The following is a 24650-nucleotide window of genomic DNA, read 5'->3' on the forward strand; positions in this document are numbered from 1 at the left end:
TTTTCTTATTTATATTTTCTTAATCCGCGGTCGTACAAAAAGTTTCCGAATGGGACAAAAGCGGCGATAAACCCGGCGGCTGACCATTTCAGCGGCCATTTGACAGAGAAAGCCGCATACGCCAAAACAAGCAAATACAAAATGAACAATCCGCCGTGAACCGAACCGATAATGGTCACCGCAAGCGGAAGGCCTGCCCAATATTTCAGCGGCATGGCGATGAACAGCAGGATTAAGAGTGACATTCCTTCAATAAAACCCATCGTGCGCAGTCTTCCGATCGGCGTTTGCAACATAAATCGCCCTCCTTGTGGACACATTTTCATTCTATATGATAAACAATCCGGAGAGCGCATATGACCGCTTTCAGAAAATGTTCGGAAAACTTTCATTTTTATATGCCTTTTCTAGGGAACTGTACTTGTCATTTACAAAAATACCCGAGATAATGTGTACAAAATCATAAAAGAAGGATGTTGAAATGAAACTTGACCAGATTGATCTGAATATCATTGAGGAGCTGAAGAAGGACAGCCGTTTGTCGATGAGGGAATTGGGCAGGAAAATCAAGCTGTCACCGCCATCCGTGACAGAACGGGTGAGGCAGCTTGAATCGTTCGGGATCATCAAGCAATACACGCTGGAAGTCGATCGGAAAAAACTGGGGTTTCCCGTTTCCTGTATTGTGGAAGCGACCGTCAAAAACGCGGATTACGAGCGGTTCAAAAGCTATATTCAAACATTGCCGAATATCGAATTTTGCTACCGGATTGCTGGCGCGGCCTGCTATATGCTGAAAATCAATGCCGAAAGCCTTGAAGCGGTAGAAGATTTCATCAATAAAACATCGCCATACGCGCAAACCGTCACTCACGTCATTTTCTCAGAAATTGACACGAATAACGGGCGCGGTTAGAGAGTGCTGCGCGAAGTCTGTTATAATAACAGGATGAGCGTGAAAGAAAGAGAAGTGATCAAGCATGTCAAAAACAGTTGTACTAGCTGAAAAACCTTCAGTCGGCCGGGATTTAGCCCGGGTGCTGAAGTGCCATAAAAAAGGAAACGGTTATCTCGAGGGTGATCAATATATTGTGACTTGGGCTTTGGGCCATTTGGTGACACTTGCTGATCCGGAAGGCTACGGAAAAGAATTTCAATCATGGCGGCTCGAGGATCTGCCAATTATCCCAGAACCCTTAAAGCTTGTAGTGATTAAGAAAACCGGAAAACAGTTCAATGCGGTCAAATCCCAGCTTACCCGTAAAGATGTCAATCAGATTGTCATCGCGACTGATGCAGGCCGGGAAGGGGAGCTTGTTGCGCGCTGGATCATTGAAAAAGCGAACGTCCGCAAGCCGATCAAACGGCTGTGGATTTCATCTGTGACGGATAAAGCAATCAAGGAAGGTTTTCAAAAGCTGCGCAGCGGTAAAGAATACGAAAACCTGTATCATTCTGCCGTCGCCAGAGCGGAAGCGGATTGGATTGTGGGAATTAACGCGACTCGTGCACTCACCACAAAATTCAATGCCCAGCTCTCATGCGGGCGTGTGCAGACGCCAACACTTGCCATGATCGCAAAGCGAGAAGCAGACATTCAAGCATTTAAGCCGGTTCCGTATTACGGCATCCGCGCGGCGGTCGATGGCATGACGCTGACGTGGCAGGATAAAAAATCAAAGCAAACGAGAACATTCAATCAAGACATAACAAGCCGTTTGCTGAAAGACCTCGAAGGAAAGCAAGCGATCATTGCTGAGCTGAAAAAAACAGCGAAAAAAAGCTTTGCGCCTGCCCTTTATGATTTAACGGAGCTGCAGCGTGACGCCCACAAGCGCTTCGGATTTTCTGCCAAAGAAACGCTTTCTGTCCTGCAGAAGCTGTATGAGCAGCATAAGCTCGTCACGTATCCGCGGACAGACTCAAGGTTTTTAACCAGTGACATCGTTCCGACGTTAAAAGACCGTCTGGAAGGCATGGAAGTCAAACCGTATGCCCAATATGTCAGCCGAATTAAAAAACGAGGCATCAAATCCCATAAAGGCTACGTCAATGACGCGAAGGTGTCAGACCACCACGCGATTATCCCGACAGAAGAGCCGCTCGTTCTCAGCAGCCTGAGTGATAAAGAACGAAAGCTGTATGACCTGATTGCGAAACGTTTCCTTGCTGTATTAATGCCGGCATTCGAATATGAGGAGACAAAGGTCATCGCAGAAATCGGCGGAGAAACCTTTACGGCGAAAGGCAAAACCGTGCAGTCGCAAGGGTGGAAAGCTGTTTATGATATGGCGGATGAGGATGATGAGCAGGAAGATGACAGAGACCAAACACTTCCGGCCCTTCAAAAAGGCGATGCTCTAGCCGTTCGCACATTAATTGAAACAAGCGGCCAAACGAAGCCGCCTGCCCGATTTAACGAAGGGACCCTGCTGTCGGCGATGGAAAACCCAAGCGCTTTTATGCAGGGAGAAGAAAAAGGCCTCGTCAAAACGCTCGGAGAAACAGGCGGCCTCGGCACGGTGGCAACACGTGCCGACATCATTGAAAAACTGTTCAACAGCTTTTTAATCGAGAAAAAAGACAAAGATATTTTTATCACATCTAAAGGAAAACAGCTCCTGCAGCTTGTTCCGGAGGATCTGAAATCACCGGCCTTAACGGCGGAATGGGAGCAAAAGCTGTCTGCGATCGCCGCCGGTGCATTAAAATCTGCTGTCTTTATTAAGGACATGAAAGCTTACGCTAACCAAACGGTAAAAGAAATCAAAAACAGCAGCCAAACCTTCAGACACGACAACATCACGGGAACGGCGTGTCCGGAATGCGGCAAAATGATGCTGAAAGTAAACGGCAAACGCGGCACGATGCTCGTGTGCCAAGACCGTGAATGCGGAAACAGAAAAACGGTTGCCCGTAAAACAAACGCGCGCTGCCCGAACTGCCACAAAAGAATGGAGCTTCGCGGCCAAGGCGAGGGCCAGACCTTCGCGTGTGTGTGCGGGCACCGTGAGAAGCTTTCCGTATTTGAAAAACGAAAAAACAAAGATAAAGCCCGTGCTTCCAAACGGGACGTTTCCTCTTATATGAAAAAACAAAATAAAGATGAGCCGATTAATACCGCGCTGGCAGAACAGCTGAAGAAACTCGGTTTGGATAAATAACAGAAAACCTGTGCGTCCCGCACAGGTTTTTCTATCGGACTTATCTACCTTTTTTTAACTGTTCAAAAAGGGGGAAAAAAGCTAGTAATCTGCAATTTTTTCTTTTATAGTAAATGTACTTTGTAACATGGCAGTCATTTTTTCGTCTACATATATTTGTGAGCGTCTGATTCGCTTCAGGCGACAAAGGGGGATTTTTCCTGTGAGGCATGTGTTAATCGCTGTCATCTTATTGTTCTTATCTATCGGGCTGTCTGCAGGGGGCGCTGAGGCTGGAAACAAGACTCAAATTCAGTCAGCGGCAGAAACGAACGCCAGCCCGCTTCAGCCGGCGGAGTATTTCATCTATCACAATCTAATGAATGACAAAGGGCTGATCAAAACTGACTTGTCAGACCAGCCTTCTTATTTATCAGAATCTCTCGGCCTATGGATGGAGTTTCTCGTCAGCAAAAATGATGCCCCGCATTTTCAGGAGCAATACCAGCATCTGACTGACTCATTTCTGATGAGCAATCACTTGGTAACATGGAAGATTCAAAACGGCCAAGCGAGCGGGACGAATGCGCTGATAGATGATATGAGAATTATGCTGTCTCTTGACCAAGCCGCCGCAAAATGGGATCGCAGCGACTATGCGCAAGCGGCTCGGGATATCGGCGAAGCCTTGAAGACATACAATATGAACAACGGGTTATTTACAGATTTTTACGACTCACAGGCTGCTTCAAAGGATGTGACGATTTCATACGTCATGCCTGATGCGTTAGCTGTCTTAAAGAAGAATGGAATCATAGACGAAGAAACAGAACAGCGGAATGCCGATGTTCTCTATTCAGCTCCATTAAAAAACGGCTTTCTGCCAAAGACGTACAGCTCGGAAACAAAGGAATACACCTATGACAGTGAAGTGAACCTGATTGACCAGTTGTACGCCGCTTGGAACTTGCCGGAAGGGGATGAAAAAGCCGCTGTTTTAGCGGACTGGATCAAGCAGAAATTTCAAACAAACGGAAAGCTGTACGGGCGATATTCGGCAGACACGAAGGAGACAGCCGTTCAATATGAGTCGCCATCCGTATACGCATTAGCCGTATTGTTTCTAACGAAGCAGCATGAAGACAGCTCTGTTATTAAAGCGATATATGACAGAATGAATGACTTTGAAATCCTTGATCCGGTGCAATCGTATTATGGAGGTTATATGAGCGGCACTCAGACGCATTCTTTTGACAATCTGCTGCCGCTGTTAGCCGAAAGGAAGCTTTTTAATGAAACTATCATTCAATGAATCACAAAAATTATTTTCTTATTTTTCAGGGCTCATCGCAGCCCTGTCTCTGTTTATTTATTATGTGTCAGCCCAGCAATCGGAAGGCGCTTTGATCCTTAGCATCACGTTTGTCGTCATCGCCGCAGGCATTTGGTTCGGACCGATTTACGCGCTGGCAGTGACGTTAATCGTGCTCTTTGTTCTCGGCACCTTGATGCTGTTTTTTCAAACTGGACAGGCTGTGCTCTTTCCGGCTGAGGAAGGGCTGCGAACGCTTGTTGTGTGGGGGATCGCGCTTTTGCTGTTTTCATTTATATCTGGAAGAATCCACGACATTGCAGCCGGGCTCCGGCGCTCAGTTACACGGCTTCAATCCGAAATCAAAAGCTTTGTCGCTGTTGACAGAGTGACCGGCTTTGATAACAAGCAGAGGATGAGGCTGGAGCTTTCAGAGGAAATCAAGCGGGCGGAGCGCTATGGCAATTCTTTCGTGTTTTTGCTGCTGCACATGCATTATTTCAAAGAGTTTAAGTCTTTGTACGGTGATAAAGAAACGGACCGTCTCTTCCAATATGTCAGTCAGCAAATCAGGTCAAGCGTCAGGGAAACGGATAAGAAATTCCGTCCCTCCGACGAGCGCATCGGGATCGTGCTGACGCATACGCCTGCTGAACATATGCCGGCCGTCCTGACAAAGCTGAAAAAACAATTAGACACGTATCAGCTGGAAAATGGCAAGTATGTGACGCTTACGTTCCACGTCTGCTATTTGCCTTACCGCAAAGATATCAAAACAGCAGATCAATTTTTAGATGAACTGGAAAACGAGATGATGATGAATGAACTATAAAAGAATCACGCTGCTTTGCGTCGTAACGCTTCTGCTTTCAGCTATTGCGGCTTTTCCCGTTTCCGCACAAGCGAAAGAGCGGGATGCCGGCATTCTCATCATCTATTCAACCTTAAACGGCAAAGAGTCGTCTCAAGTCAAAATGCTCGATTTGCTTGCGGGGCACTTTACATCACGCGTGACAGTCAAAAAAGACTCGGATGTTGAAGCTTCTGATGTAAAAGAAAAAGATCGTGTGATTTATTATGGGCAAACGAAAAGAAAGCTCAGCAAAAAACTGGTGTCTCTTATCAGCAGCGTAAAAAAACCTGTTGTCGCCATTGGCTATAACGCAGGCCAACTCAGCCAATTTTCCGGGCTTTCATTAGCTGAGAAAGAAAATGTCTTTCAGGTCCACAGCAGGTCGGAAAAGACGGATGTGTCTTTGGAGAGCGGGCTTAACGTACTGAGCGTATCAGGACTGAAAGGAACGCCGCTTTATACCTTCAAATCAGATGACGACGGCGAAACGCATTCTTTTATATGGAAAACAAAAAAAGCGAATGTGTACATTGGATTAACGAATTTATTAAATGACAATTTGATCGTGGCGAAACAGCTCAGGGAAGCTTTCGGTGAGAAAGCGGGGACGACGTTATTGTATTTGCGCCTCGAGGATATCAGCCCGATGTCTGATGAAAAATTGCTCCTTCAAGCCGGTACATATCTGTATAAGCGGCATGTTCCTTTTATTTTGGCCGTGATTCCCGTTTACTTGAACCCGGAAACTGGTGACAAAGTGTATTTGTCTGATAAACCAAAGATGGTCAAAGTGCTGAAAAAGCTGCAAAGCATGGGCGGAAGCATCATTGTTCACGGCTATACCCACGCTTATCGCTACAGTGAAACAGGAGAGGGCTTTGAATTTTGGGATGCAAAGGCGGATCAGCCAATTACATCCGGAAATGCCGAAGACCCCCCGTCCATTTTGGAAAACGAACAGGACTTCTCGAACGAACAAGCCTACAACAGCTATCTGAAACCATTTCGTGAAAAGGAAGAATCTTATACAAAGCAGAAACTGACAAGGGCAATTGAGGATTTGACATCATCGGGTCTCTACCCGCTTGCGTTTGAAGCCCCTCATTACACGATGTCAGAATTCGGCTATCAAATCGCTTCGCAATATTTTACAAGTATTTTCGGCCAGGTCCAGCTCAGCGGCGCCACCTGGAAAACATCCGGCGCATCTCCGTATGTGACCACTCCTTCGATGCTGCACGGCATGACGCTGTATCCGGAAACAATCGGCTTTGTCGATACATCTAAGCAAAACCCGCTCGGCGATATGGAGGAGCACATCTCCCAGATGATAGATTTTGAAGGCGGAGTTGCCGGAGGGTTTTATCACCCGTATCTCGGGATGAAATATTTGCCGGAGCTGGTTAACCAGATGGAGCGCATCCCGGACAGTGAATGGCTTGATTTAAAGAAAACGAAACAAACCGTCAAAACAGACAAAGTGGAAATTCATACAAGCGGTGACGGAACGATTCAGGTGAAAAACGGCGTAAGCGCCATTGACGAGTTTTTCGATCATCATCGGCAAACCCCTCTGGAAAAAGCGTTATGGATTCTCTCCGCAATCGTGCTCTTATTTGTTGTCATGTTTGTCAGTTATACGTTTTACTTGAGAGCCACTTTGAAAAAACGAATTTTTAAGGAGAGAAGAAGCCTTGGGTAATACGCTGTTCTTTATCTCGCTAAGTTTAATATGGGTCATGCTTCTCTACCACATGTTCCTCATGCAGGGCGGGTTCCGCCACTATATGACCTTCGAACGGAATATCCCGAAGTGGAGAGAAAATATGAAGGAGCTGCCAAAGGTCAGTGTCCTCATCCCTGCGCATAACGAAGAGGTTGTCATTCGGCAGACGCTGAAGGCGATGGTCAACCTTTATTATCCGAAGGACCGGCTGGAGATTATCGTGGTTAATGACAATTCATCAGACCGGACGGGTGATATCGTCAATGAATTTTCCGCGAAATACGATTTCATCAAAATGGTGATGACGAAGCCGCCAAACGCTGGAAAAGGCAAATCCTCAGCCTTGAACTCCGGTTTTGCCGAATCAAACGGCGACGTGATCTGTGTATATGACGCCGACAACACGCCTGAGAAAATGGCCGTGTATTATCTCGTGCTCGGCCTGATGAATGACGAAAAGGCAGGAGCCGTGGTAGGAAAATTCCGCGTTATCAATGCGGCAAAAACGCTCTTAACGAAGTTTATTAATATCGAAACGATTTGTTTTCAGTGGATGGCTCAGGGAGGCAGATGGAAGTGGTTTAAAATCGCCACTATCCCAGGCACTAACTTCGCGATCCGCAGAAGCATTATCGAAAAGCTCGGAGGCTGGGATGACAAAGCGCTCGCTGAGGATACAGAGCTGACCATCCGGGTGTATAACCTCGGCTATCACATCCGCTTTTTCCCTGCCGCCATCACCTGGGAGCAGGAGCCGGAAACGTGGAAAGTGTGGTGGCGCCAGCGCACCAGATGGGCGCGCGGCAATCAATATGTCGTGCTGAAATTTTTGGCGCAGTTTTTTAAGCTGAAACGAAAACGGATTATCTTTGATTTGTTTTATTTTTTCTTTACGTACTTTCTGTTTTTCTTTGGCGTGATCATGTCAAATACGATATTTGTCGTGAATCTGTTTTATGATTTGCATTTGTCGGTCGGATTTTTGGCGATGATTCTCTGGATCCTGGCGTTCTTCTTATTTATGACAGAGGTCATGATTACGCTGAGCATTGAAAAAACAGAAATGAACAAACAAAACTTTTTTATCGTATTTCTTATGTACTTTACATACTCGCAGGCATGGATTGTGCTGGTCATCTATTCTTTATTTGTAGAAATCAAGCACCGTTTATTCAAGCAGGAGGTCAAATGGTACAAAACAGAACGATACAATCAACATAAAAGCGGGTGACCTTTTTGAAACAAATAATGATTTTTCTCACAAGCCTCATGGTGCTGGCGATGACCGGGCAAGCGGCTTTTGCCAAAGAGGTGGAGGTCAGCGGTTCGCTCCTCGGAAAAAACAGCCAAGAAAAAGCCAAACAGCAGGTCCTGACAAGTGACCTGATCACACTGTACGGATCAAAAGACAGCGCAGAGCTGACGTATCAGGTCCCGGCAGGCGCCTCTTCCGGCAACCAGCAATTGGTGATTGAATACGAGGCATCAAATCTTTTAATTTCTCCATCATCGTTAACGGCTGTCATTGACGATGAACCGGTCAAAACGTTGAAGCTTGCTGGTGATTCCAAACGGAAAACATTGAAGCTGAACCTGAATAAAAGCCAGTCTGCCCAAGGCTATCACAGCGTATCGCTGAAGTTTTACGGGGTGATGAAAGAGGGTGTCTGCGTCAGACAGGATACGTCCGGCAACTGGATCAAAATTTATCCGGACAGCCGTCTGACGCTGGCGGACAGCAGTGAAGCGAAGGGTACATCGCTGGACCATTATCCGTATCCTTTCGCCCAATCGGGAACGACAGCGGAGAAAACCGCCATCGTCATTCCGGATGACCCAAGTTCGGCGGAAATTGAAGCTGCAGTCAAAACAGAAGGCTATTTGAAAACGGTGGACAGCAGTGTCAGCATTTCGTATATCACGGAATCTGATCTGAAAAAAATCGACAAACCGACGATTTTCATCGGAGTGGACAAGCATTGGAACGGCAAGGTGAAGAAGATTATGAAACAAGCCGGCTTACAGGCAAAAGGAGAACACCTTCTGCTTGCGGAGCGGGTGCTGAAAGCAGAGGGCAAGCAGCAGCCGGTTCTGTTTGCACAAGCGGCATCCGATGACGTACTCAGTGAAAAAATCAGCGTCATCACGGATCAAACATACACAGGCCAGCTCAGCGGCGAGACACTCTCTATCAGCAAGCTTCAGCAGGCAGAAAAAAAGGAAAGCGATAAGCTGACCCTCGAGAATTTTGGAGCCGATGATATGACAATTGGAGCTGACAAAACATCTTCAGCACATTACTTTTACCCGGCTTCGGCGGTTTTAGATGAAAACCAATCAGCGAAGCTGTCGCTTAAGCTGAAAAAGTCCGAAACGATTCAAGCCCCAACGGCAGAAAACGAATCAGCTTCTCAGGCTGCAGAGCTGAAGATCATGATCAACGGCCAGCCGCACTCGGTCCGGCTTGATGAATTAGGAAAAGAAGATAAAAACGGGTTCTATCATGTCACGGTAAAAGTGGATCCTAAACTGCTGCAAAAAAACCGTTACATTGATATTCAGTTTGTCACAACGGGGTTAAAGGAAAACAATCCTTGCAACACGACTGATGAAGAAAAATGGGTCTTTATCGATAAAAGCAGTACCCTATCTTATGGCATGAAAGGCATTTCGCCGTCAGCAGATTTTCAAGAGTGGCCGCTTCCTTATGCCGGAACTCAGGAACGGGCAACGCTGATCGTGCTCCCTGACAATGTCAGTCATTCGAAGCTTGCGGAGCTTTCACTCGTAACGGAGTCCTTTGGCAGCGAAGCGCAGTATGCATACACGGTGAAGAAATCATCTGATGTAACCGCAAATGATGCCAAAGAGCGGAACCTCATTTTCATAGGAGGCATCAATCAATTTTCTCTTCTGAAGGAGAAATCATCAGATCTTCTAGTTCCGCAAGCGAAGAACGGCTCGTTTGATGTATCAGGTTTTGACATGCTGAATGAGACGACAAAACAAGTGGCGTTTACCCAAAAATCTCTTTGGGATTCACGCTACACGATGGCTGTTTTTGCACCAGCTAAAGGAACAGGCGCCGCCGTCACAAAAGAGATCATTAATGATCTGAACAGCACCGATGACTCGGCAACCGTCGTAAATGAAACTGACAGCCAGCAGGTGTTTTCAAACCACCAGCAGCTCAAATCGGAAACAAGCAGTTCCAGCGCTGAGCAATCATCACAGGATCATAGCCGGAAATGGCTTTATATTGGTGTGTTGGCACTGATTATAGTGATTGCGGCAGTGTTCATTTGGATTACAGCAAGACGAAGAAAAAGAAAGACAGATACGGAATAAACAGAGGCCATTTCAGCCCCGGTGCTCGGTTTCCGAGGCCTCAAGGGTTTTTAACGCCGTTTGGGACATGATCAAATATAAAAGACAGAGGCAAATCCAGCCTCTGTTTTTTTATGTTTTTTGGTGTGTGAATTCCATTTGTGGAACCTGTCATTTTATTTTTTTCGCTCAGCCAATAAGCCTCTTTACAACGTGCTTGAACGGGAGTATGATCTCTTTTAGAAAACAAATCGCTTAATCTGAAATCAGAGCGGGGGACCCATTAGAACGGCTTTTTTGCCGTAGGGGTGAATCCTTTTTAGGTAGGGCAAACTCTCATATGCCCGAATCCGTCAGCTAACCTCGTAAGCGTTTGTGAGAGGAGATGAATGAAACCTATGTTCGATGTGATGGCATAGGGGCATCCGTTTGCCTCTGTGTTTTTTGCCGTTCATTTTTTAGAATGTAAATCGTTTACAGAGACATCATAGCAGAAAGGACTCTTCTATTATGTGAATGCAGATGCTGATGTTTTATTGTTCTAATAAAATCAGAAATTAAAAGGAGAAAACATCAATGATGTATCATTCAATCAAACGTTTTTTGATTGGGAAACCGTTAAAATCTCAAGCAGCCGGAGAGCAAAAGCTGACTAAATTAAAAGCCTTGGCGATGCTTTCTTCAGATGCGCTGTCATCTGTCGCATATGGGACAGAACAAATTTTGATCATTTTGGCAACGGTCAGTGCTGCGGCTTTTTGGTACTCCATTCCGATTGCAGTTGGCGTTCTCATATTGCTGCTCGCACTGATTCTTTCATATAGGCAGATTATTTACGCTTACCCGCAGGGCGGCGGAGCGTATGTCGTTTCGAAAGAAAACCTCGGTGAAAAGCCGGGATTAATCGCAGGCGGTTCATTGCTTGTCGATTATATTTTAACGGTAGCGGTCAGTATTTCCGCAGGCACAGACGCCATCACGTCGGCCTTTCCTGCATTGCATCATTATCACGTGCCGATCGCTGTTTTTCTTGTAATAGTCATTATGATTTTGAACCTGCGCGGTCTATCAGAATCGGCATCGATTCTAGCCTATCCGGTGTATCTGTTTGTGGTGGCGCTTTTGGTTCTGATTGGAGTCGGATTGTTCAAACTCATGACGGGGCAAATTGACCAGCCAGCCCATCATACACCGCTCGGCACACCGGTAGCCGGCATTACACTGTTTTTGCTGCTTAAGGCTTTTTCTTCCGGCTGCTCGGCGCTGACAGGGGTTGAGGCCATTTCTAACGCGATTCCTGCCTTTAAAAACCCGCCTGCGCGAAACGCGGCAAGAACGCTTGCGATGATGGGGATTTTGCTGGCGATTCTGTTTACTGGCATTACGGCGCTCGCATACGGATATGGAGTGGCGCCAAAGCCAAATGAAACGGTGGTTTCACAGATTGCGTCTGAAACCTTCGGGCGAAATGTGTTCTACTATGTCATTCAAGGTGTGACATCACTTATTTTGGTCCTTGCGGCGAATACGGGATTTTCAGCCTTCCCGCAGCTTGCCTTCAACTTGGCGAAAGACCAATATATGCCGCGTATGTTTACAGTCAGAGGCGACCGTTTGGGCTTCTCAAATGGAATTATCTTTTTAGGCATTGCCTCCATTGTGCTCATCCTGTTTTCCGGAGGACAGACAGAGCACTTAATCCCGTTATATGCTGTCGGCGTATTTATTCCATTTACGCTTTCGCAAACCGGCATGTGCATCAAATGGAACAAGCAAAAACCAAAAGGCTGGATCGGAAAAATGCTCATCAACGCGTGCGGCGCTTTGATTTCGTTTATGGTTCTGTCCATCCTATTTGTGACGAAGTTTAATGTCGTATGGCCGGTTTTAATCTTTATGCCTATCGTCGTTCTGCTGTTTTATGTGATTAAAAATCACTATACAGCTGTTGGTGAACAGCTTCGCATCGTAGATCAACAGCCGGAAGAAATCAAAGGCACGGTTGTCATTGTGCCTGTAGCCGGTGTCACGACTGTCGTGCAAAAATCGATTCAATACGCGAAATCATTGTCCGATCAGGTCATTGCCGTTCACGTGTCATTTGACAGAGAACAGGAAAAGAAAGTTGAAAAACGCTGGGAGGAGCTTAATAACGGAGTGCGTCTCGTTACGCTTCACTCATCGTACAGAAGCCTCGTCCACCCGTTTGATAAGTTTTTGGAAACGGTAGAAGCAAAAGCGAAGAAGAAACAGTTTTCCGTCATGGTGCTGTTTCCGCAATTTATTACAAAAAAACGCTGGCACACCATCCTTCACAACCAATCAGCCTTCCTTCTCAGAGTCCGGCTGTTCTGGAAAAAGGACATAATAGTGGCCACGCTTCCGTATCATTTTAAAAAGTAAAGCTCTAGAGACCAAGGGAATCACCTTGGTCTTTTTTTGCGGGAAAAGGAGAAATGGCGATGGATACGAAAGGGGCTTTTGTCATTGTATCGAACGAAACACATCAGATCCTGCTGGTAAAACGAAAAGACGTTCCTTTATGGGATCTGCCGGGCGGCACGATCGATCCCGGGGAAACGGCCGAGACAGCGGCAGTCAGGGAGGTTTTGGAGGAAACAGGATACAGCGCCGCGCTTTCTGCGAAAATAGGTGTTTATCGAAGGCAGAAGTTTCAAGATGAACAGCATGTGTTTGCAGGTATCATAACAGGCGGAGAAGCGATTGCTGACAGTGCGGAGACAGCGGGTTTAAAGTGGTTCTCTCCGCACCATTTGCCGCTTTTAATGGTGCCGAACCGAAAAAGGCAAATAAACGATTTTAAGAACGGCGATCGAGATGTAACTGTCATCCTTAAGGATACCAGCATGCTTGCGGTGATCGACCTGTTCAAAAGAAGACTGGGCAAGTGATTCAGGGTCTCCGGGTTTCAAAGCCCTTCTCCTGTGGTATTGAGAAAAGGGAAAAGGAGGATACGGCATGGCACATAAAACTGCAGGACAAGCAATGACAGAACTGCTCGAACAATGGGGAGTTGAACATGTTTACGGCATCCCCGGAGACAGTATAAATGAATTTATTGAGGAATTAAGACATGAACGAAATCAATTGAAATTCATTCAAACCCGCCATGAAGAGGTGGCGGCGCTGGCAGCCGCGGCTGAGGCGAAACTCACCGGCAAAATCGGCGTCTGCCTGTCGATCGCAGGGCCGGGGGCGGTGCACTTATTAAATGGATTATATGATGCAAAAGCGGATGGCGCCCCTGTGCTGGCGATTGCGGGACAGGTTTCATCAGGTGAAGTCGGACGGGATTATTTTCAGGAGATCAAGCTTGAGCAAATGTTTGAGGACGTGGCTGTGTTCAACAGAGAGGTACATAGCGCGGAATCTTTGCCGGATCTCTTGAATCAGGCTATTCGCACCGCCTACAGCAAAAAAGGCGTTGCGGTATTGAGCGTGTCTGATGATTTGTTTGCGGAGAAAATCAAACGCGAGCCCGTGTACACTTCACCAGTGTATATAGAAGGGAACCTTGAACCGAAAAAGGAGCAGCTCGTCACCTGCGCGCAATATATTAATAACGCCAAAAAGCCGATTATTTTGGCGGGGCAGGGAATGAAAAAGGCAAAACAGGAGCTTTTGGAATTTGCGGACAAAGCCGCCGCGCCGATCGTAGTCACGCTCCCGGCAAAAGGCGTCGTTCCTGATAAGCACCCGCATTTTCTCGGCAACCTCGGGCAGATCGGCACGAAGCCGGCTTACGAGGCAATGGAGGAATGCGATTTATTAATCATGCTCGGAACGTCATTCCCGTACCGTGATTATTTGCCTGATGACACACCGGCCATCCAGCTCGATTCAGATCCGGCGAAAATCGGAAAACGCTATCCGGTGACAGCGGGTCTTGTCTGCGATTCTGCGCTGGGCCTGCGCGAATTGACGGAGTATATTGAGCGGAAGGAAGACAGAAGATTCCTGAATGCCTGCACGGAACATATGCAGCATTGGTGGAACGAAATTGAAAATGATGAGACAGAGGCGGCAACACCGCTTAAACCCCAGCAGGTCGTGGCACGTCTTCAGGAAGCGGCTGCCGATGATGCGGTGCTCTCTGTAGATGTCGGCACTGTGACAGTTTGGATGGCGCGTCATTTCAAAATGAATGCGAACCAGGATTTTATCGTTTCCAGCTGGCTTGCGACAATGGGCTGCGGCCTGCCGGGAGCGATCGCATCAAGCTTGGCTGAACCAGAACGCCAGACAATCGCTGTCTGTGGTGATGGAGGCTTTTCCATGGTGATGCAGGATCTCCCGACTGCCGTCAAATACAAGCTCCCGATCACCGTCGTCATTTTAAACAATGAAAATCTCGGCATGATCGAGTATGAGCAGCAGGTCAAAGGCAATATCGACTATGCCACAAATCTTCAAAACGTCGACTATGCCGCATTTGCAGAAAGCTGCGGCGCAAAGGGCATCAAAGTAACCAGAGCGGAAGAGCTTGCGCCAGCTTTTCATGAGGCGTTGCACTCAGATCAGCCGGTCGTTGTGGATGTCATGATCGGAAACGAACCGCCGCTTCCCGGCAAAATCACCTACGGACAGGCAAAAGGCTTCAGCAAATACATGCTGAAAAATTTCTTCGAAAACCAAAAAATTGAAATGCCGTCACTGAAGAAAAGTTTAAAACGGTTATTCTAAAAAACCAGGGGCCTTAGCGGCCTCTGTTTTTTGTTGGGGATAATTGGGGGTAACATGTTGGGAAATATTGTTGTGTTTATCAAGGCCTTCATGGTTTGCATTGCTCGAAACAGACAAAAGGACAAATGCATCTTCTTTCAAAGCAAGAAGATGCATTTGTCCTTGTATGTTTCATATGTTTTTTCTTGTCACATCTGACAGAGTGTCCATGTCTTGATAAGCTTATTTCTCTTTTTTCTTAAGCCCGAAAAAGAAAGGAAAAGCAGAACCGACCAATAATGTGCCGAATAAAAACATGCCGCCGATAAACACGTGGAAATTCGTATGCCCGGCCGTAAACGCGGTGATTAAGGAAATGATACTGAGCACGATCATGGCAATGCCAGGCGCGACTCTCATTTTCCCCTTGGATTTATAGGCAGCAACAGAACATAAAATACCGATTACAATAGGAACAATCCATAAATAAAACAGAATAAATACTGACATCATCAAAACTCCGATTTTTTTCTTTTATCATAACAAATTTCTGTCAAAAAGCATATCAATGAGTTTTAGACAAAACAAAAAACCGGCCTCGCCAGCCGGTTTTTTCTAACGAAACGTATCAACAATCAAAAACACATTCAAAGCGACGATCAATACAGCGATCAGCCAAGACACAACTGTGACCCATTTTGCGTTGATCAGTGAGCCCATAATCCGTTTATTGCTTGTAAACATAATAAGCGGGATTAAGGCAAAGGCGATGCCGAAGGACAGCACAACCTGGCTCAGCACGAGAGCAGACGTAGGATTGACGCCTGACGCGATGATCAGGATCGGCGGAATAATCGTGATAAACCGCCTTACATACAGCGGGATGCGGTAATTAATAAATCCTTGCATGATCACGTCGCCTGAAAGTGTGCCGACAGATGAACTGGATAGTCCGGCAACGAGCAGTCCAATTCCGAATAAAGCCGCTGACACAGGGCTGACAAGATGTCCGAATTGCTGAAATGCGATATCAAGATCCTCGACAAACAGGCCGTTTTTAAAGAATAATGCGGCAGCCACAATCAGCATGCTCGCATTAATAGCACCTGCAATCAGCATCGCTATTAAAATATCAATAAACTCAAATCTGAAGATTTTTTTCCGTTCAGCATCAGTTTTGCCGACCACCCGCCGCTGTGTAAGGGCTGAGTGTAAATAAATGGCGTGCGGCATAACGGTGGCGCCAAGAATCCCCGCTGCAAGAAGCACACTGTCAGTACCGTGAAACGTCGGGACAAATAGGCCCTTCATCACTGACACGGCATCAGGCTTTGCAAAAAAAGTCTGCAGCGCAAAGGCGATCACCACTACAAACAGCATACCGGCAATGCCGGCTTCAAGTGAGCGATAACCGCGGCGCTGAAGCTCCAATATCGCGAAAGATCCGACCGCCGCTATAATTGACGCTTCAAGCATAGGGATGCCAAACAGCAAATACAGTCCCAGAGCCGCTCCGATAAATTCCGCCAGATCAGTTGCGATAATGACCAGCTCGCCCTGAATCCATAATCCGATGGAGACGGGTTTTGGGAATTCTTCGCGGGCAACCTCAGGCAGATTTTTGCCTGTCGCGATACCGAGTTTAGCGGATAGTGATTGGATTAACAGCGCCATGATATTAGAAAATAAAATCACCCATAGCAGCATATATCCATATTTAGAACCCGCTGATATATTCGTTGCGAAGTTGCCGGGATCAATATAGGCGATGGCTGCTATAAACGCAGGACCAAGAAAAGGGAGCAGCCCTCTGAATCCTCTGATTTTCCCGTCAAGCGCATCTTGGACTGCTTTGGAACGGGGAGATTGTGCTGTGATGTCCTTGTTCATCATACCTCACCTGAATTCTGATTGTTTTTGCCGTACAACAAAGAGTTTCCTTAAGGCAAATTATTTTATCTACATCATATGATCTTCCCAGTTTCTTGTCAACCGAAAATGTTCAAAATCCATTACTGAATTTTTCCCTGTTATGTAATATGATATGTAGGGATTCGGATAAGGTCCCATATAAAAAGGCATCGTTTCAATTCGAAACGATGCCTCCTGTATCAAATGAGTTTAGGCTTCCTTCCGCAGACCGCGGAATACGAGGCTCAGCAAGAACACGAAGATGGCGGCCCCGATAATGGCTGGGAAAATAGCAAAGCCTGCGAGGCTCGGTCCCCAAGTACCGAGGAGTCCGTGTCCGATCCAAGCGCCGATCAGCCCGGCAATCATAGAGCCGAAAATCCCACCCGGCATCCGGTTGCCTACAATGGCGCTCCCGATTAATCCGATTACGATAGCAACAACTAATGAAACCAAAAAGCTAATCATTCTATTCACCTCTCATAAATGATTTATCAATCAATAACCGCTCCTGCCGAATCCGAAACATCGAATAGCATATCGCGTTATGATCCTGTTTTGATTTTTCGCTGCACGTTTCCGTCAGCCAAATGAACAATCACCTCAGTGCCTTTATGCGCTGCGATTTCCTTTGCCCGTTCAATGGCTTCTTTTTTTGTATCCTTGATCTCAGACACACGTTTGGCACCCTCAGCTTTGACCGCCCAGCCGTTTTGATGCTTGATGACATGCTCCGCTTTATCCATGAGTTCAGGGTCTCCGCCGCTGCTGGAATCCTCATCGTGTTCTGTCTCGTCATCATGTTTGAGGAAATCATCAATCTCTTCTTTAGAGGCGTTTTCCGCCCATTCCTTTGCTTTGCTTGTTGCAATCGGGATCGCACGTCCGTCCTCATAGCCCTCATCAATCATCGCATTCGCAATCTCAATTGCTTTTTTCTTCACCGGCTTCTCAAGGTTTTTCAATGAAGCTGGATAATCCTTCATCGACCAAGGCATGTCCATCACTCCTTTTCCTTTTATAAAAATGGTACCCGCGGGTGAAAAATAAAAACGCACCCGAGAAAATGAAGGTATACTACTATATAGTAGAAAAAACAGAAGGGAAGTGCGGATTGGGTGACAACTGAACGAAAAGAAGACTTGCATCAGCAATTAAAAGAAATAGAGAAATGGGAAAAAGATCAGCAAAAAGTCTGGTTTTGGGAAAAGCTCAGCCGTCTCCCGTTTCAGCTGCTGGACAAGCTGACACCGGAATTCATCCAGAAAAAGATCGGCAAGCTCTTGGATGAGGTGGGAAGCTTTGTTCAAACAGGAGGACAGTATCTGACATCTGAAAAACAGATTATCAAGATGTTTCAAAAGAAACTGCCGGAGGAGACTTACGAATCGTTGGAGGATATCCGAAAAGCGCCTTTGCCTGTCATGGATGAAATTGCGGAAGGAATGGGCAAAAACAGAATCAACGCCGCAACCGTTCAAGGCGCGACAACGGGTGTGGGCGGCGTGTTTACTCTTGCGGCAGATATTCCGGCCGTGCTTGGCCTGTCGTTGAAAACGTTACAGGATATCGCGGTTGCTTACGGCTATGACCCAAAGGAGAAAAAAGAGCGTGTCTTCATCGTAAAATGTCTGCAGCTGACATCGGCTGATGTTGTCGGCAAAAAATCGATTTTGCAGGAATTAAAAGATTACGATCAAGACCGTATATATAAGAATGTCGCTTCTCAAATTCAAGGCTGGCGTGAAGTCGTGTTAGGCTACCGTGACACATTCGGCTGGAAAAAGCTTTTTCAGCTTGTGCCGGTCGCCGGAATGGTCTTTGGTGCATCAGCCAATCGCTCGACATTAAACGACATTACCGAAACAGGCATGATGCTGTATAAAAAGCGGCGCATTCTTGAGCGGCTGAAAGAAACACAACAAGAAACGGTATAGCAGAAAGCAGACGGACACCGCGCTCCGCCTGCTTTTTTAAATGAAAACACACCCGATGTGTTTTGTTTGTTTAAAAGAATTGTCAGCGGGAATACAACAACCAACACCAATTAAAGGAGGAATTCAAAATGGCAGACAATAACAAAATGAGCAGAGAAGAAGCAGGTAGAAAAGGCGGAGAAACAACAAGCAAAAACCATGATAAAGAATTCTATCAAGAGATTGGGAAAAAAGGCGGAGAAGCCACTAGCGAAAACCATGACAAAGAATTCTATCAAGAAATTGGCGAAAAAGGCGGAGAAGCCACAAGCCAAAACCATGACAAAGAGTTTTATCAAGAAATCGGTGAAAAAGGCGGAGAAGCCACTAGCGAAAATCACGACAAAGAATTCTATCAAGAAATCGGCCGTAAAGGCGGAGAAGCAACAAGCAAAAATCACGATAAAGAATTCTATCAAGAAATTGGCTCAAAAGGCGGAAACGCCCGCAACAACGACTAATCAAAAGCATAAAGGCAGACTATCTGAAGATAAAAAGCGATCCGGCGCATCAGCTGGATCGCTTTTTATGGTGGAAATTTCTTGATCTAAGCCGATGTTGCGATACAATTAGTGAAAAAGGGGTTTTCGCTAATGTCCGAAATGCAAAACTTGCTCGCCATCGCAAATGAAGTCAAAGAAAAGCACGCCAATTTTTCAATCTCAGAGGTCAACGACCACTGCGTGCGCCTTGCAGTGTTTACGGGAGAATATGACTGGCATCATCACCCCGACTCAGATGAATTGTTCATCGTTCTTGAAGGAGAACTGCTGATCGATTTTCAGGACAAAGAAACCGCGGTACTCAAAGCAAATGACAGCCTGCTGATCCCGAAAGGCACAGTTCACCGCACACGCTCTTACGTCAGGACGGTGAATCTCTGTGTGGAGCATAAACAAGCCAAAACCGTCATCATAGAGGAGCTGCCATGCTAATCAAAAAGATTATATGTGAAGTAGACGATGCAAACGCTGAAGAATTTGCAAAAGCGCAGTCGCAGTGGGGAGCATTATCACATGTAAATGGCTTCATCAAACAGGCCGGCGGCTGGCAAAAAACGATAGATGGACCGCTGACCGCAGAGATCATCAGTGTTTGGGAGAGCAGAGCCGCATATGACCATTTTATGGAGAACGAGCATGACAGCATTTACGATGGAAACGAACAGAAGGCTGTGATTCATTCGATAGAAGTGACGCTGTATGAAGAGGATGAACCTTTCATTCACGATCTGTTACATAACTCTGACATCCAATACGAACCAGACTGGTTGGTACTGAAGGCATAATCAAAGCCCAAAACATCTTGTTTTGGGCTTTGGTCTTTACTCGCGTCCTGGAAGCGTATTATGAACATAAGGCGGCGCTGGTTTTAACTCAGGCTTTTCGCCAAAAGCTTTTGCTTCTTTCACATATTCAAAGGCTTCTCCGTCCGGCGCTTTTTCGTTCAGCCAGGTTTGTCCGGCGCTTTCTTCGCCTTCAGAGAAGTTGATCAGCTGATGCGAAAATTCCTGTTTTTCGAGTGCTTTCGGGAATGTCCCCGGCACAACCGGGCCTTCCTGTGCTTCTAATTCTTTAATGGCGGCGAGCCATTGATTTTGATGCATCGTGTCACGTGCCAGCAGGAAGCTGAGCATATCTTTGACGCCTTTGTCATCCGTCATTTCAAACAGGCGCGCGACCTGCAGACGGCCTTGTGATTCCGCATTCAGATTGGCGCGAAAGTCAGCGAGCAGGTTTCCGCTCGCTACGATATAGCCGCCGCTCCAAGGGACGCCTGTACTGCTTTCCGGCATGGCGCCGAGTCCCGATACAATGGCATGGTGAGGATTCATGCCACCCAGGATGGAGCCGATCACAGGATCTTCGGCGGCTTTTTCCTGCTGATCAAGCGGGGCATCCTCAAGAAGTCTGGCGATCATCGTGGCGATCATTTCAACGTGCCCCATTTCCTCAGTTGCCGTATCCATCAGCAAATCCTTGTATTTTTCATTTCCTCTTGTATTCCAGCCTTGAAATAAGTATTGCATGGCAACCGAAATTTCTCCGAATTGCCCGCCTAAAATTTCTTGCATTTTTTTAGCGAATAACGGATTTGGACGATCTGGTTTAGCAGGATGCTGCAGCATTTTTGTATGCTTAAACATGTACCCATCTCCTTTTTTCGTTTATCTCTTTCTATATTTCCGGCAGGAGCAAAGATAAACAAAAAACAGCCTATTAAGATGGGCTATGACTCTTCGCGCAGTTTTAAAAGCGCCTGAATCAGTTTTCGGCCGAAAATGGGCTCGTACTGATGATAAACAGGATCAAGGCGCTGCATCCATGCTTTTTTCTCTTTCTCTGTCAGCTCATAGATTGTAATAGATGAATTCTTTTTGATTTCCTCCAGTTGCTCCTTGTTCATTTGTTCGGCATACGTTTCATTCCACTCCGTCGTTTCCTTCATCGCTTCAGTCAAAATGCGTCTTGTTTCCGGGGTCTGGTCGTTCCAGAAATGCTCATCAGTCATGACAGCGTAGCCGAGATAACCGTGGCTGCTTATTGTCAAATAGTCCTGAACATTATAAAATTTTTTAGAATAGATGTTTGAGATTGTATTTTCTTCACCGTCAACTACATTGTTTTCTAACAGCTGAAAGGTAGAATTGAAGGATTCCTGATGAGGTATTGCGCCAAGCAGCTTGAACTGATCCTCTATCACATCGCTTTGCATAATGCGGAGATCCTGTCCTTTTAAATCATCCGGGGTTTTGACCGGTCCTCGATTTGTCGTCATTTGCTTAAAACCGTTTGTCCAATAGGCGAGGCCTTTTAATTGGTTTTTCTTCAAAGAATCAAACAGCTGTGTGCCGATGCTGCCGTTCAGCCCTTTTTTGACGGCATTGTAATCTGTAAATGCATACGGCAGATCCAGTACGCCCCATTCGGGCGAGAGCATGCCGAGCTTCGATGTGGAGGGGGCGATAAATTGAACATCGCCGTTTTGCAAAGCTTCAATTTCTTCAATATCCGAATACAGGCTTCCATTCGGGAACACTTCAATTTTTATTTTCCCGCCTGATTTTTCGTTTACCAGCTCGGCAAACTTATTGGCAGCCAGCCCTTTCGGCGTATTTTCGGCAACCACATGGCTGAATGTAAACACGATTTGATCCTGTAAACCTTCCTGATCGTCATCATAAACAAGCTCTTTACTGCCGGAACGATCATGGAATCCAATAAATAAAGCGGTTGCAATTCCGGCGATCATCAATGCGAGACATGCAAGCAAACTCTTCATGAAAAGCCCCTCCCTCTATGTTAAGAATAATGGGGGCCATGCCATCCGTAAAGACCTGAAAGGAGAAGCTGATGAACAAAAAGAAGCTCTCAATCCGCTGGAAAATCACGATCCTATCCTATATTCTCGTCATTTTCTCTTTTTTGATCGGCGGCATTGTGCTCATTGGAAATATCCAGCATACAGAGGAGCGTGAGCTGAAAAAGCGGCTGATGAATACGGCCCGGACAGTGTCAGAGATGACAGAGGTGAAAGAAGCCTTGGCGCGAAAAAAACAAACAGAAGCGGTTCGTCACGGAGTGGAAGAAATCAGGATGATTAATGAAGCAGACTATATTGTCGTCATGGATATGAATCACACCCGATATACGCATCCTGTCAGCACGAGCATCGGCAAGAAATCCGAGGGTGCAGACGAAGAGGCGGCGTTTGCGGAGCACATTTATTTCTCAGAAGCTAAGGGTGCGATCGGCACGGCGGTCCGCGCTTTTTATCCGGTGAAGGATCACGATCTAAATCAGATCGGCGTGGTGCTTGTCGGGAAAACTCTGCCGGGGATCGCCGACATCCTGCTTCAGTTAAAACGAGATATCGCATTCATCGTTGTGCTGACTCTCGGCTTTGGCCTTGCAGGTTCCTTACTGCTCGCCCGTCATATCAAAAAACAAATGTTCCAGCTTGAGCCCCATGAGATTGTCCGAATGTATGAAGAACGGACAGCAACGTTTCACTCCATGAATGAAGGGGTGATCGCCATCGACAGTCGCCTCATCATCACGATTTTTAATGAAAAAGCGAAACAAATCTTTGAGGTGCGGGGGGATCTGGTCGGAAAGGTGATTTGGGAGGTTCTCAAGGATTCTCGGCTGCCCGAAATCGTGGAGCGGAACAAGGCGGTTTATAATGAAGAAATTCGTGTCAGCGGAAAGGTCATCATGAGCAGCAGAATACCGATTGTGATGAAGAAAAAAGTCATCGGCGCCGTGGCGATTTTTCAAGACAGAACGGAAGCGGCTAAGATGGCGGAGGAATTGACCGGTGTCAAAAACTTTGTGGAGGCGCTCCGCGTCCAAAACCATGAGCATATGAATAAGCTGCATACGATCGCCGGTCTCATTCAGCTGGGGAAATCTGAAAAAGCCTTGCAGCTCGCATTCCAAGCGTCAACCGAGCAGGAAAATGTGACTGAGTTTCTGCACCGCTCAATTCAAAATGACGCCGCGGCCGGTCTTCTATTGAGCAAAATCAGAAGGGGAAGGGAGCTTGGCATTGCTGTTCATATAGATGAAAACAGCAGTCTGCAGCAATTTCCCGAGCATGTTGATCAGCATGACATCGTCGTGCTTCTCGGCAACCTGATTGAAAATGCCTTCGGTTCCTTTGAAACCGTCCAATCTGATGACAAACGAATTGACATCAGCATCGAACAAACGGATGATATCCTTGCTATTTTAATAGAAGATAACGGCTGCGGAATTGAACCCGCACATATGCCGCACCTTTACGACAAAGGGTTTACGGTCAATAAAACAGGCGGAACAGGCTACGGCCTGTATTTAGTGAAACAAATCACGGACAAAGGATCGGGCACGGTAGAGGTTGATTCACACGCGGGGAGGGGAACATCTTTTTCAATCGTTTTTCCAATGAAGGGGGAGGAATTACAGCATGGCTCGTAAGGAATGGAAGGTTCTGCTCATTGAAGACGATCCGATGGTTCAAGAGGTAAACAAGGATTTCATTACAACTGTCAAAGGCTTCACTGTCTGTGCAACAGCGGGTAACGGAGAAGAAGGCATTAAGCTGATTAAAAAAAAACAGCCCGACCTCGTGATTCTCGATGTGTACATGCCGAAAAAGGACGGAATCAAAACGCTGCAGGAAATCAGAAAGCAAAAGCTGGAAGTGGATGTCATCGTCGTTTCCGCCGCAAAAGACAAGGAAACGATCTCTCTTATGCTGCAAAATGGAGCGGCCGACTATATTTTAAAACCGTTTAAGCTTGAGCGAATGAGACAGGCACTTGAAAAGTACAAGCAATATAAACAAAAAATCGAAGCGCATGATACGCTGTCCCAGGAACAGCTCGATGCAATCCTGCATATGCCGCAGCAGGCCGTACAGGATTTGCCGAAAGGGCTGAATCATTTCACGATGAATGAAGTCACTGCTTTTTTGAAACGGCAAACCGCATCCCTTTCTGCAGAAGAAGTCGCCAAGGCGCTCGGCATCGCCAGAGTGACAGCCAGACGATACCTTGATTACCTTGAAAAAAACGGAACGATTAAGCTGGATGTCCAATACGGAGGAGTCGGGCGGCCCGTTAACCGCTACGTGTTTAAAGGATAAATCTGAGACCAAAAAGACCAAAATGTCCGTTATGATCATAAACTTCCCGACCTCACTTGAAAACGCTATCATTCTAGTAAGAAAGACA

General features: G+C 46.4%; 23 protein-coding genes and 1 riboswitch. Of the genes, 16 read left to right on the top strand and 7 right to left on the bottom strand.

The window, feature by feature from the left end; all coding sequences use genetic code 11:
• Positions 1–5: 5 nt before the first annotated feature.
• Positions 6–296, bottom strand: coding sequence for a DUF3817 domain-containing protein (locus G4P54_RS02325; protein ID WP_167871663.1), 291 nt, complete (start codon positions 294–296; stop codon positions 6–8).
• Between the two features lie 185 nt (positions 297–481).
• On the opposite strand from G4P54_RS02325, the gene lrpC reads away from it, so the two are divergent.
• The 10 genes from lrpC to G4P54_RS02375 all read left to right on the top strand — a co-directional run bounded on the left by lrpC (position 482) and on the right by G4P54_RS02375 (position 15065).
• Positions 482–916, top strand: a complete 435-nt coding sequence (gene lrpC / locus G4P54_RS02330) for a transcriptional regulator LrpC (protein ID WP_167871664.1) — start codon at positions 482–484, stop codon at positions 914–916.
• Positions 917–980: 64 nt separating this feature from the next.
• A complete protein-coding gene (locus G4P54_RS02335; protein WP_167871665.1) occupies positions 981–3164 on the top strand; it encodes a DNA topoisomerase III in 2184 nt (727 codons plus the stop codon).
• Between the two features lie 202 nt (positions 3165–3366).
• The gene (locus G4P54_RS02340; protein WP_167871666.1) at positions 3367–4455 is read left to right on the top strand and encodes a lipoprotein YdaJ; all 1089 of its coding nucleotides are present in this window, start codon (positions 3367–3369) and stop codon (positions 4453–4455) included.
• On the top strand, positions 4436–5287 hold the full coding sequence (locus tag G4P54_RS02345) for a diguanylate cyclase domain-containing protein (protein ID WP_024714482.1): 852 nt from the start codon (positions 4436–4438) through the stop codon (positions 5285–5287). The genes G4P54_RS02340 and G4P54_RS02345 overlap by 20 nt, the downstream gene beginning before the upstream one ends.
• Positions 5288–5297: 10 nt before the next feature.
• On the top strand, positions 5298–7010 hold the full coding sequence (locus G4P54_RS02350) for a DUF2334 domain-containing protein (protein WP_167873805.1): 1713 nt from the start codon (positions 5298–5300) through the stop codon (positions 7008–7010).
• Positions 7003–8265: a glycosyltransferase family 2 protein gene (locus G4P54_RS02355; protein ID WP_167871667.1), complete on the top strand. Its 1263-nt coding sequence runs from the start codon at positions 7003–7005 to the stop codon at positions 8263–8265. Before G4P54_RS02350 ends, G4P54_RS02355 begins: the two co-directional genes overlap by 8 nt.
• A 5-nt stretch (positions 8266–8270) precedes the next feature.
• The gene (locus G4P54_RS02360) at positions 8271–10382 is read left to right on the top strand and encodes a cellulose biosynthesis cyclic di-GMP-binding regulatory protein BcsB (protein WP_167871668.1); all 2112 of its coding nucleotides are present in this window, start codon (positions 8271–8273) and stop codon (positions 10380–10382) included.
• 221 nt (positions 10383–10603) lie between these two features.
• Positions 10604–10748, top strand: a riboswitch (cyclic di-AMP (ydaO/yuaA leader).
• Positions 10749–10940: 192 nt separating this feature from the next.
• Positions 10941–12764, top strand: a complete 1824-nt coding sequence (kimA, locus tag G4P54_RS02365; protein ID WP_167873806.1) for a potassium transporter KimA — start codon at positions 10941–10943, stop codon at positions 12762–12764.
• A 59-nt stretch (positions 12765–12823) separates the two neighbouring features.
• Complete coding sequence (locus G4P54_RS02370; RefSeq protein WP_167871669.1) at positions 12824–13273, top strand: NUDIX domain-containing protein; 450 nt, start codon at positions 12824–12826, stop codon at positions 13271–13273.
• Positions 13274–13340: 67 nt separating this feature from the next.
• Entirely contained in the window at positions 13341–15065 is a 1725-nt protein-coding gene (locus tag G4P54_RS02375; protein WP_167871670.1) for a pyruvate oxidase, read from the top strand.
• Between the two features lie 222 nt (positions 15066–15287).
• Here G4P54_RS02375 and G4P54_RS02380 read toward each other — a convergent pair whose 3' ends face one another.
• The 4 genes from G4P54_RS02380 to G4P54_RS02395 all read right to left on the bottom strand — a co-directional run bounded on the left by G4P54_RS02380 (position 15288) and on the right by G4P54_RS02395 (position 17953).
• On the bottom strand, positions 15288–15554 hold the full coding sequence (locus G4P54_RS02380) for a hypothetical protein (RefSeq protein ID WP_024714475.1): 267 nt from the start codon (positions 15552–15554) through the stop codon (positions 15288–15290).
• A 105-nt stretch (positions 15555–15659) separates the two neighbouring features.
• Positions 15660–16937 (bottom strand): Nramp family divalent metal transporter, encoded by a 1278-nt coding sequence (locus G4P54_RS02385; RefSeq protein WP_032682067.1) that lies wholly within the window; start codon positions 16935–16937, stop codon positions 15660–15662.
• A gap of 228 nt (positions 16938–17165) precedes the next feature.
• Positions 17166–17423, bottom strand: coding sequence for a GlsB/YeaQ/YmgE family stress response membrane protein (locus G4P54_RS02390; RefSeq protein ID WP_003225121.1), 258 nt, complete (start codon positions 17421–17423; stop codon positions 17166–17168).
• Between the two features lie 77 nt (positions 17424–17500).
• Positions 17501–17953, bottom strand: a complete 453-nt coding sequence (locus G4P54_RS02395; RefSeq protein ID WP_167871671.1) for a DUF2188 domain-containing protein — start codon at positions 17951–17953, stop codon at positions 17501–17503.
• Between the two features lie 120 nt (positions 17954–18073).
• Between G4P54_RS02395 and G4P54_RS02400 the strand changes: the two genes are divergently transcribed.
• The 4 genes from G4P54_RS02400 (at position 18074) to G4P54_RS02415 (ending at position 20219) form a co-directional block, all read left to right on the top strand.
• Positions 18074–18892, top strand: a complete 819-nt coding sequence (locus G4P54_RS02400; protein WP_024714472.1) for an EcsC family protein — start codon at positions 18074–18076, stop codon at positions 18890–18892.
• A gap of 128 nt (positions 18893–19020) precedes the next feature.
• The gene (gene gsiB, locus G4P54_RS02405) at positions 19021–19392 is read left to right on the top strand and encodes a glucose starvation-inducible protein GsiB (RefSeq protein WP_024714471.1); all 372 of its coding nucleotides are present in this window, start codon (positions 19021–19023) and stop codon (positions 19390–19392) included.
• A 132-nt stretch (positions 19393–19524) separates the two neighbouring features.
• Complete coding sequence (locus G4P54_RS02410) at positions 19525–19866, top strand: cupin domain-containing protein (RefSeq protein ID WP_024714470.1); 342 nt, start codon at positions 19525–19527, stop codon at positions 19864–19866.
• Positions 19860–20219, top strand: a complete 360-nt coding sequence (locus G4P54_RS02415; protein WP_167871672.1) for a YdbC family protein — start codon at positions 19860–19862, stop codon at positions 20217–20219. Before G4P54_RS02410 ends, G4P54_RS02415 begins: the two co-directional genes overlap by 7 nt.
• 36 nt (positions 20220–20255) lie before the next feature.
• Here G4P54_RS02415 and G4P54_RS02420 read toward each other — a convergent pair whose 3' ends face one another.
• Positions 20256–21077, bottom strand: coding sequence for a manganese catalase (locus G4P54_RS02420; protein WP_167871673.1), 822 nt, complete (start codon positions 21075–21077; stop codon positions 20256–20258).
• An 83-nt stretch (positions 21078–21160) separates the two neighbouring features.
• Positions 21161–22213: a TRAP transporter substrate-binding protein gene (locus G4P54_RS02425; RefSeq protein ID WP_167871674.1), complete on the bottom strand. Its 1053-nt coding sequence runs from the start codon at positions 22211–22213 to the stop codon at positions 21161–21163.
• Positions 22214–22284: 71 nt separating this feature from the next.
• Here G4P54_RS02425 and dctS point away from each other — a divergent pair, with 71 nt between their 5' ends.
• Together dctS and dctR are read left to right on the top strand one after the other, a co-directional pair.
• Entirely contained in the window at positions 22285–23892 is a 1608-nt protein-coding gene (gene dctS, locus G4P54_RS02430) for a two-component system sensor histidine kinase DctS (RefSeq protein WP_167871675.1), read from the top strand.
• Positions 23882–24562, top strand: coding sequence for a two-component system response regulator DctR (dctR, locus tag G4P54_RS02435; RefSeq protein WP_167871676.1), 681 nt, complete (start codon positions 23882–23884; stop codon positions 24560–24562). The genes dctS and dctR overlap by 11 nt, the downstream gene beginning before the upstream one ends.
• The last annotated feature ends 88 nt before the right edge of the window (positions 24563–24650 follow it).

Origin of the sequence: Bacillus tequilensis (genome assembly GCF_012225885.1) — a bacterium.
Lineage (GTDB): Bacteria > Bacillota > Bacilli > Bacillales > Bacillaceae > Bacillus > Bacillus tequilensis.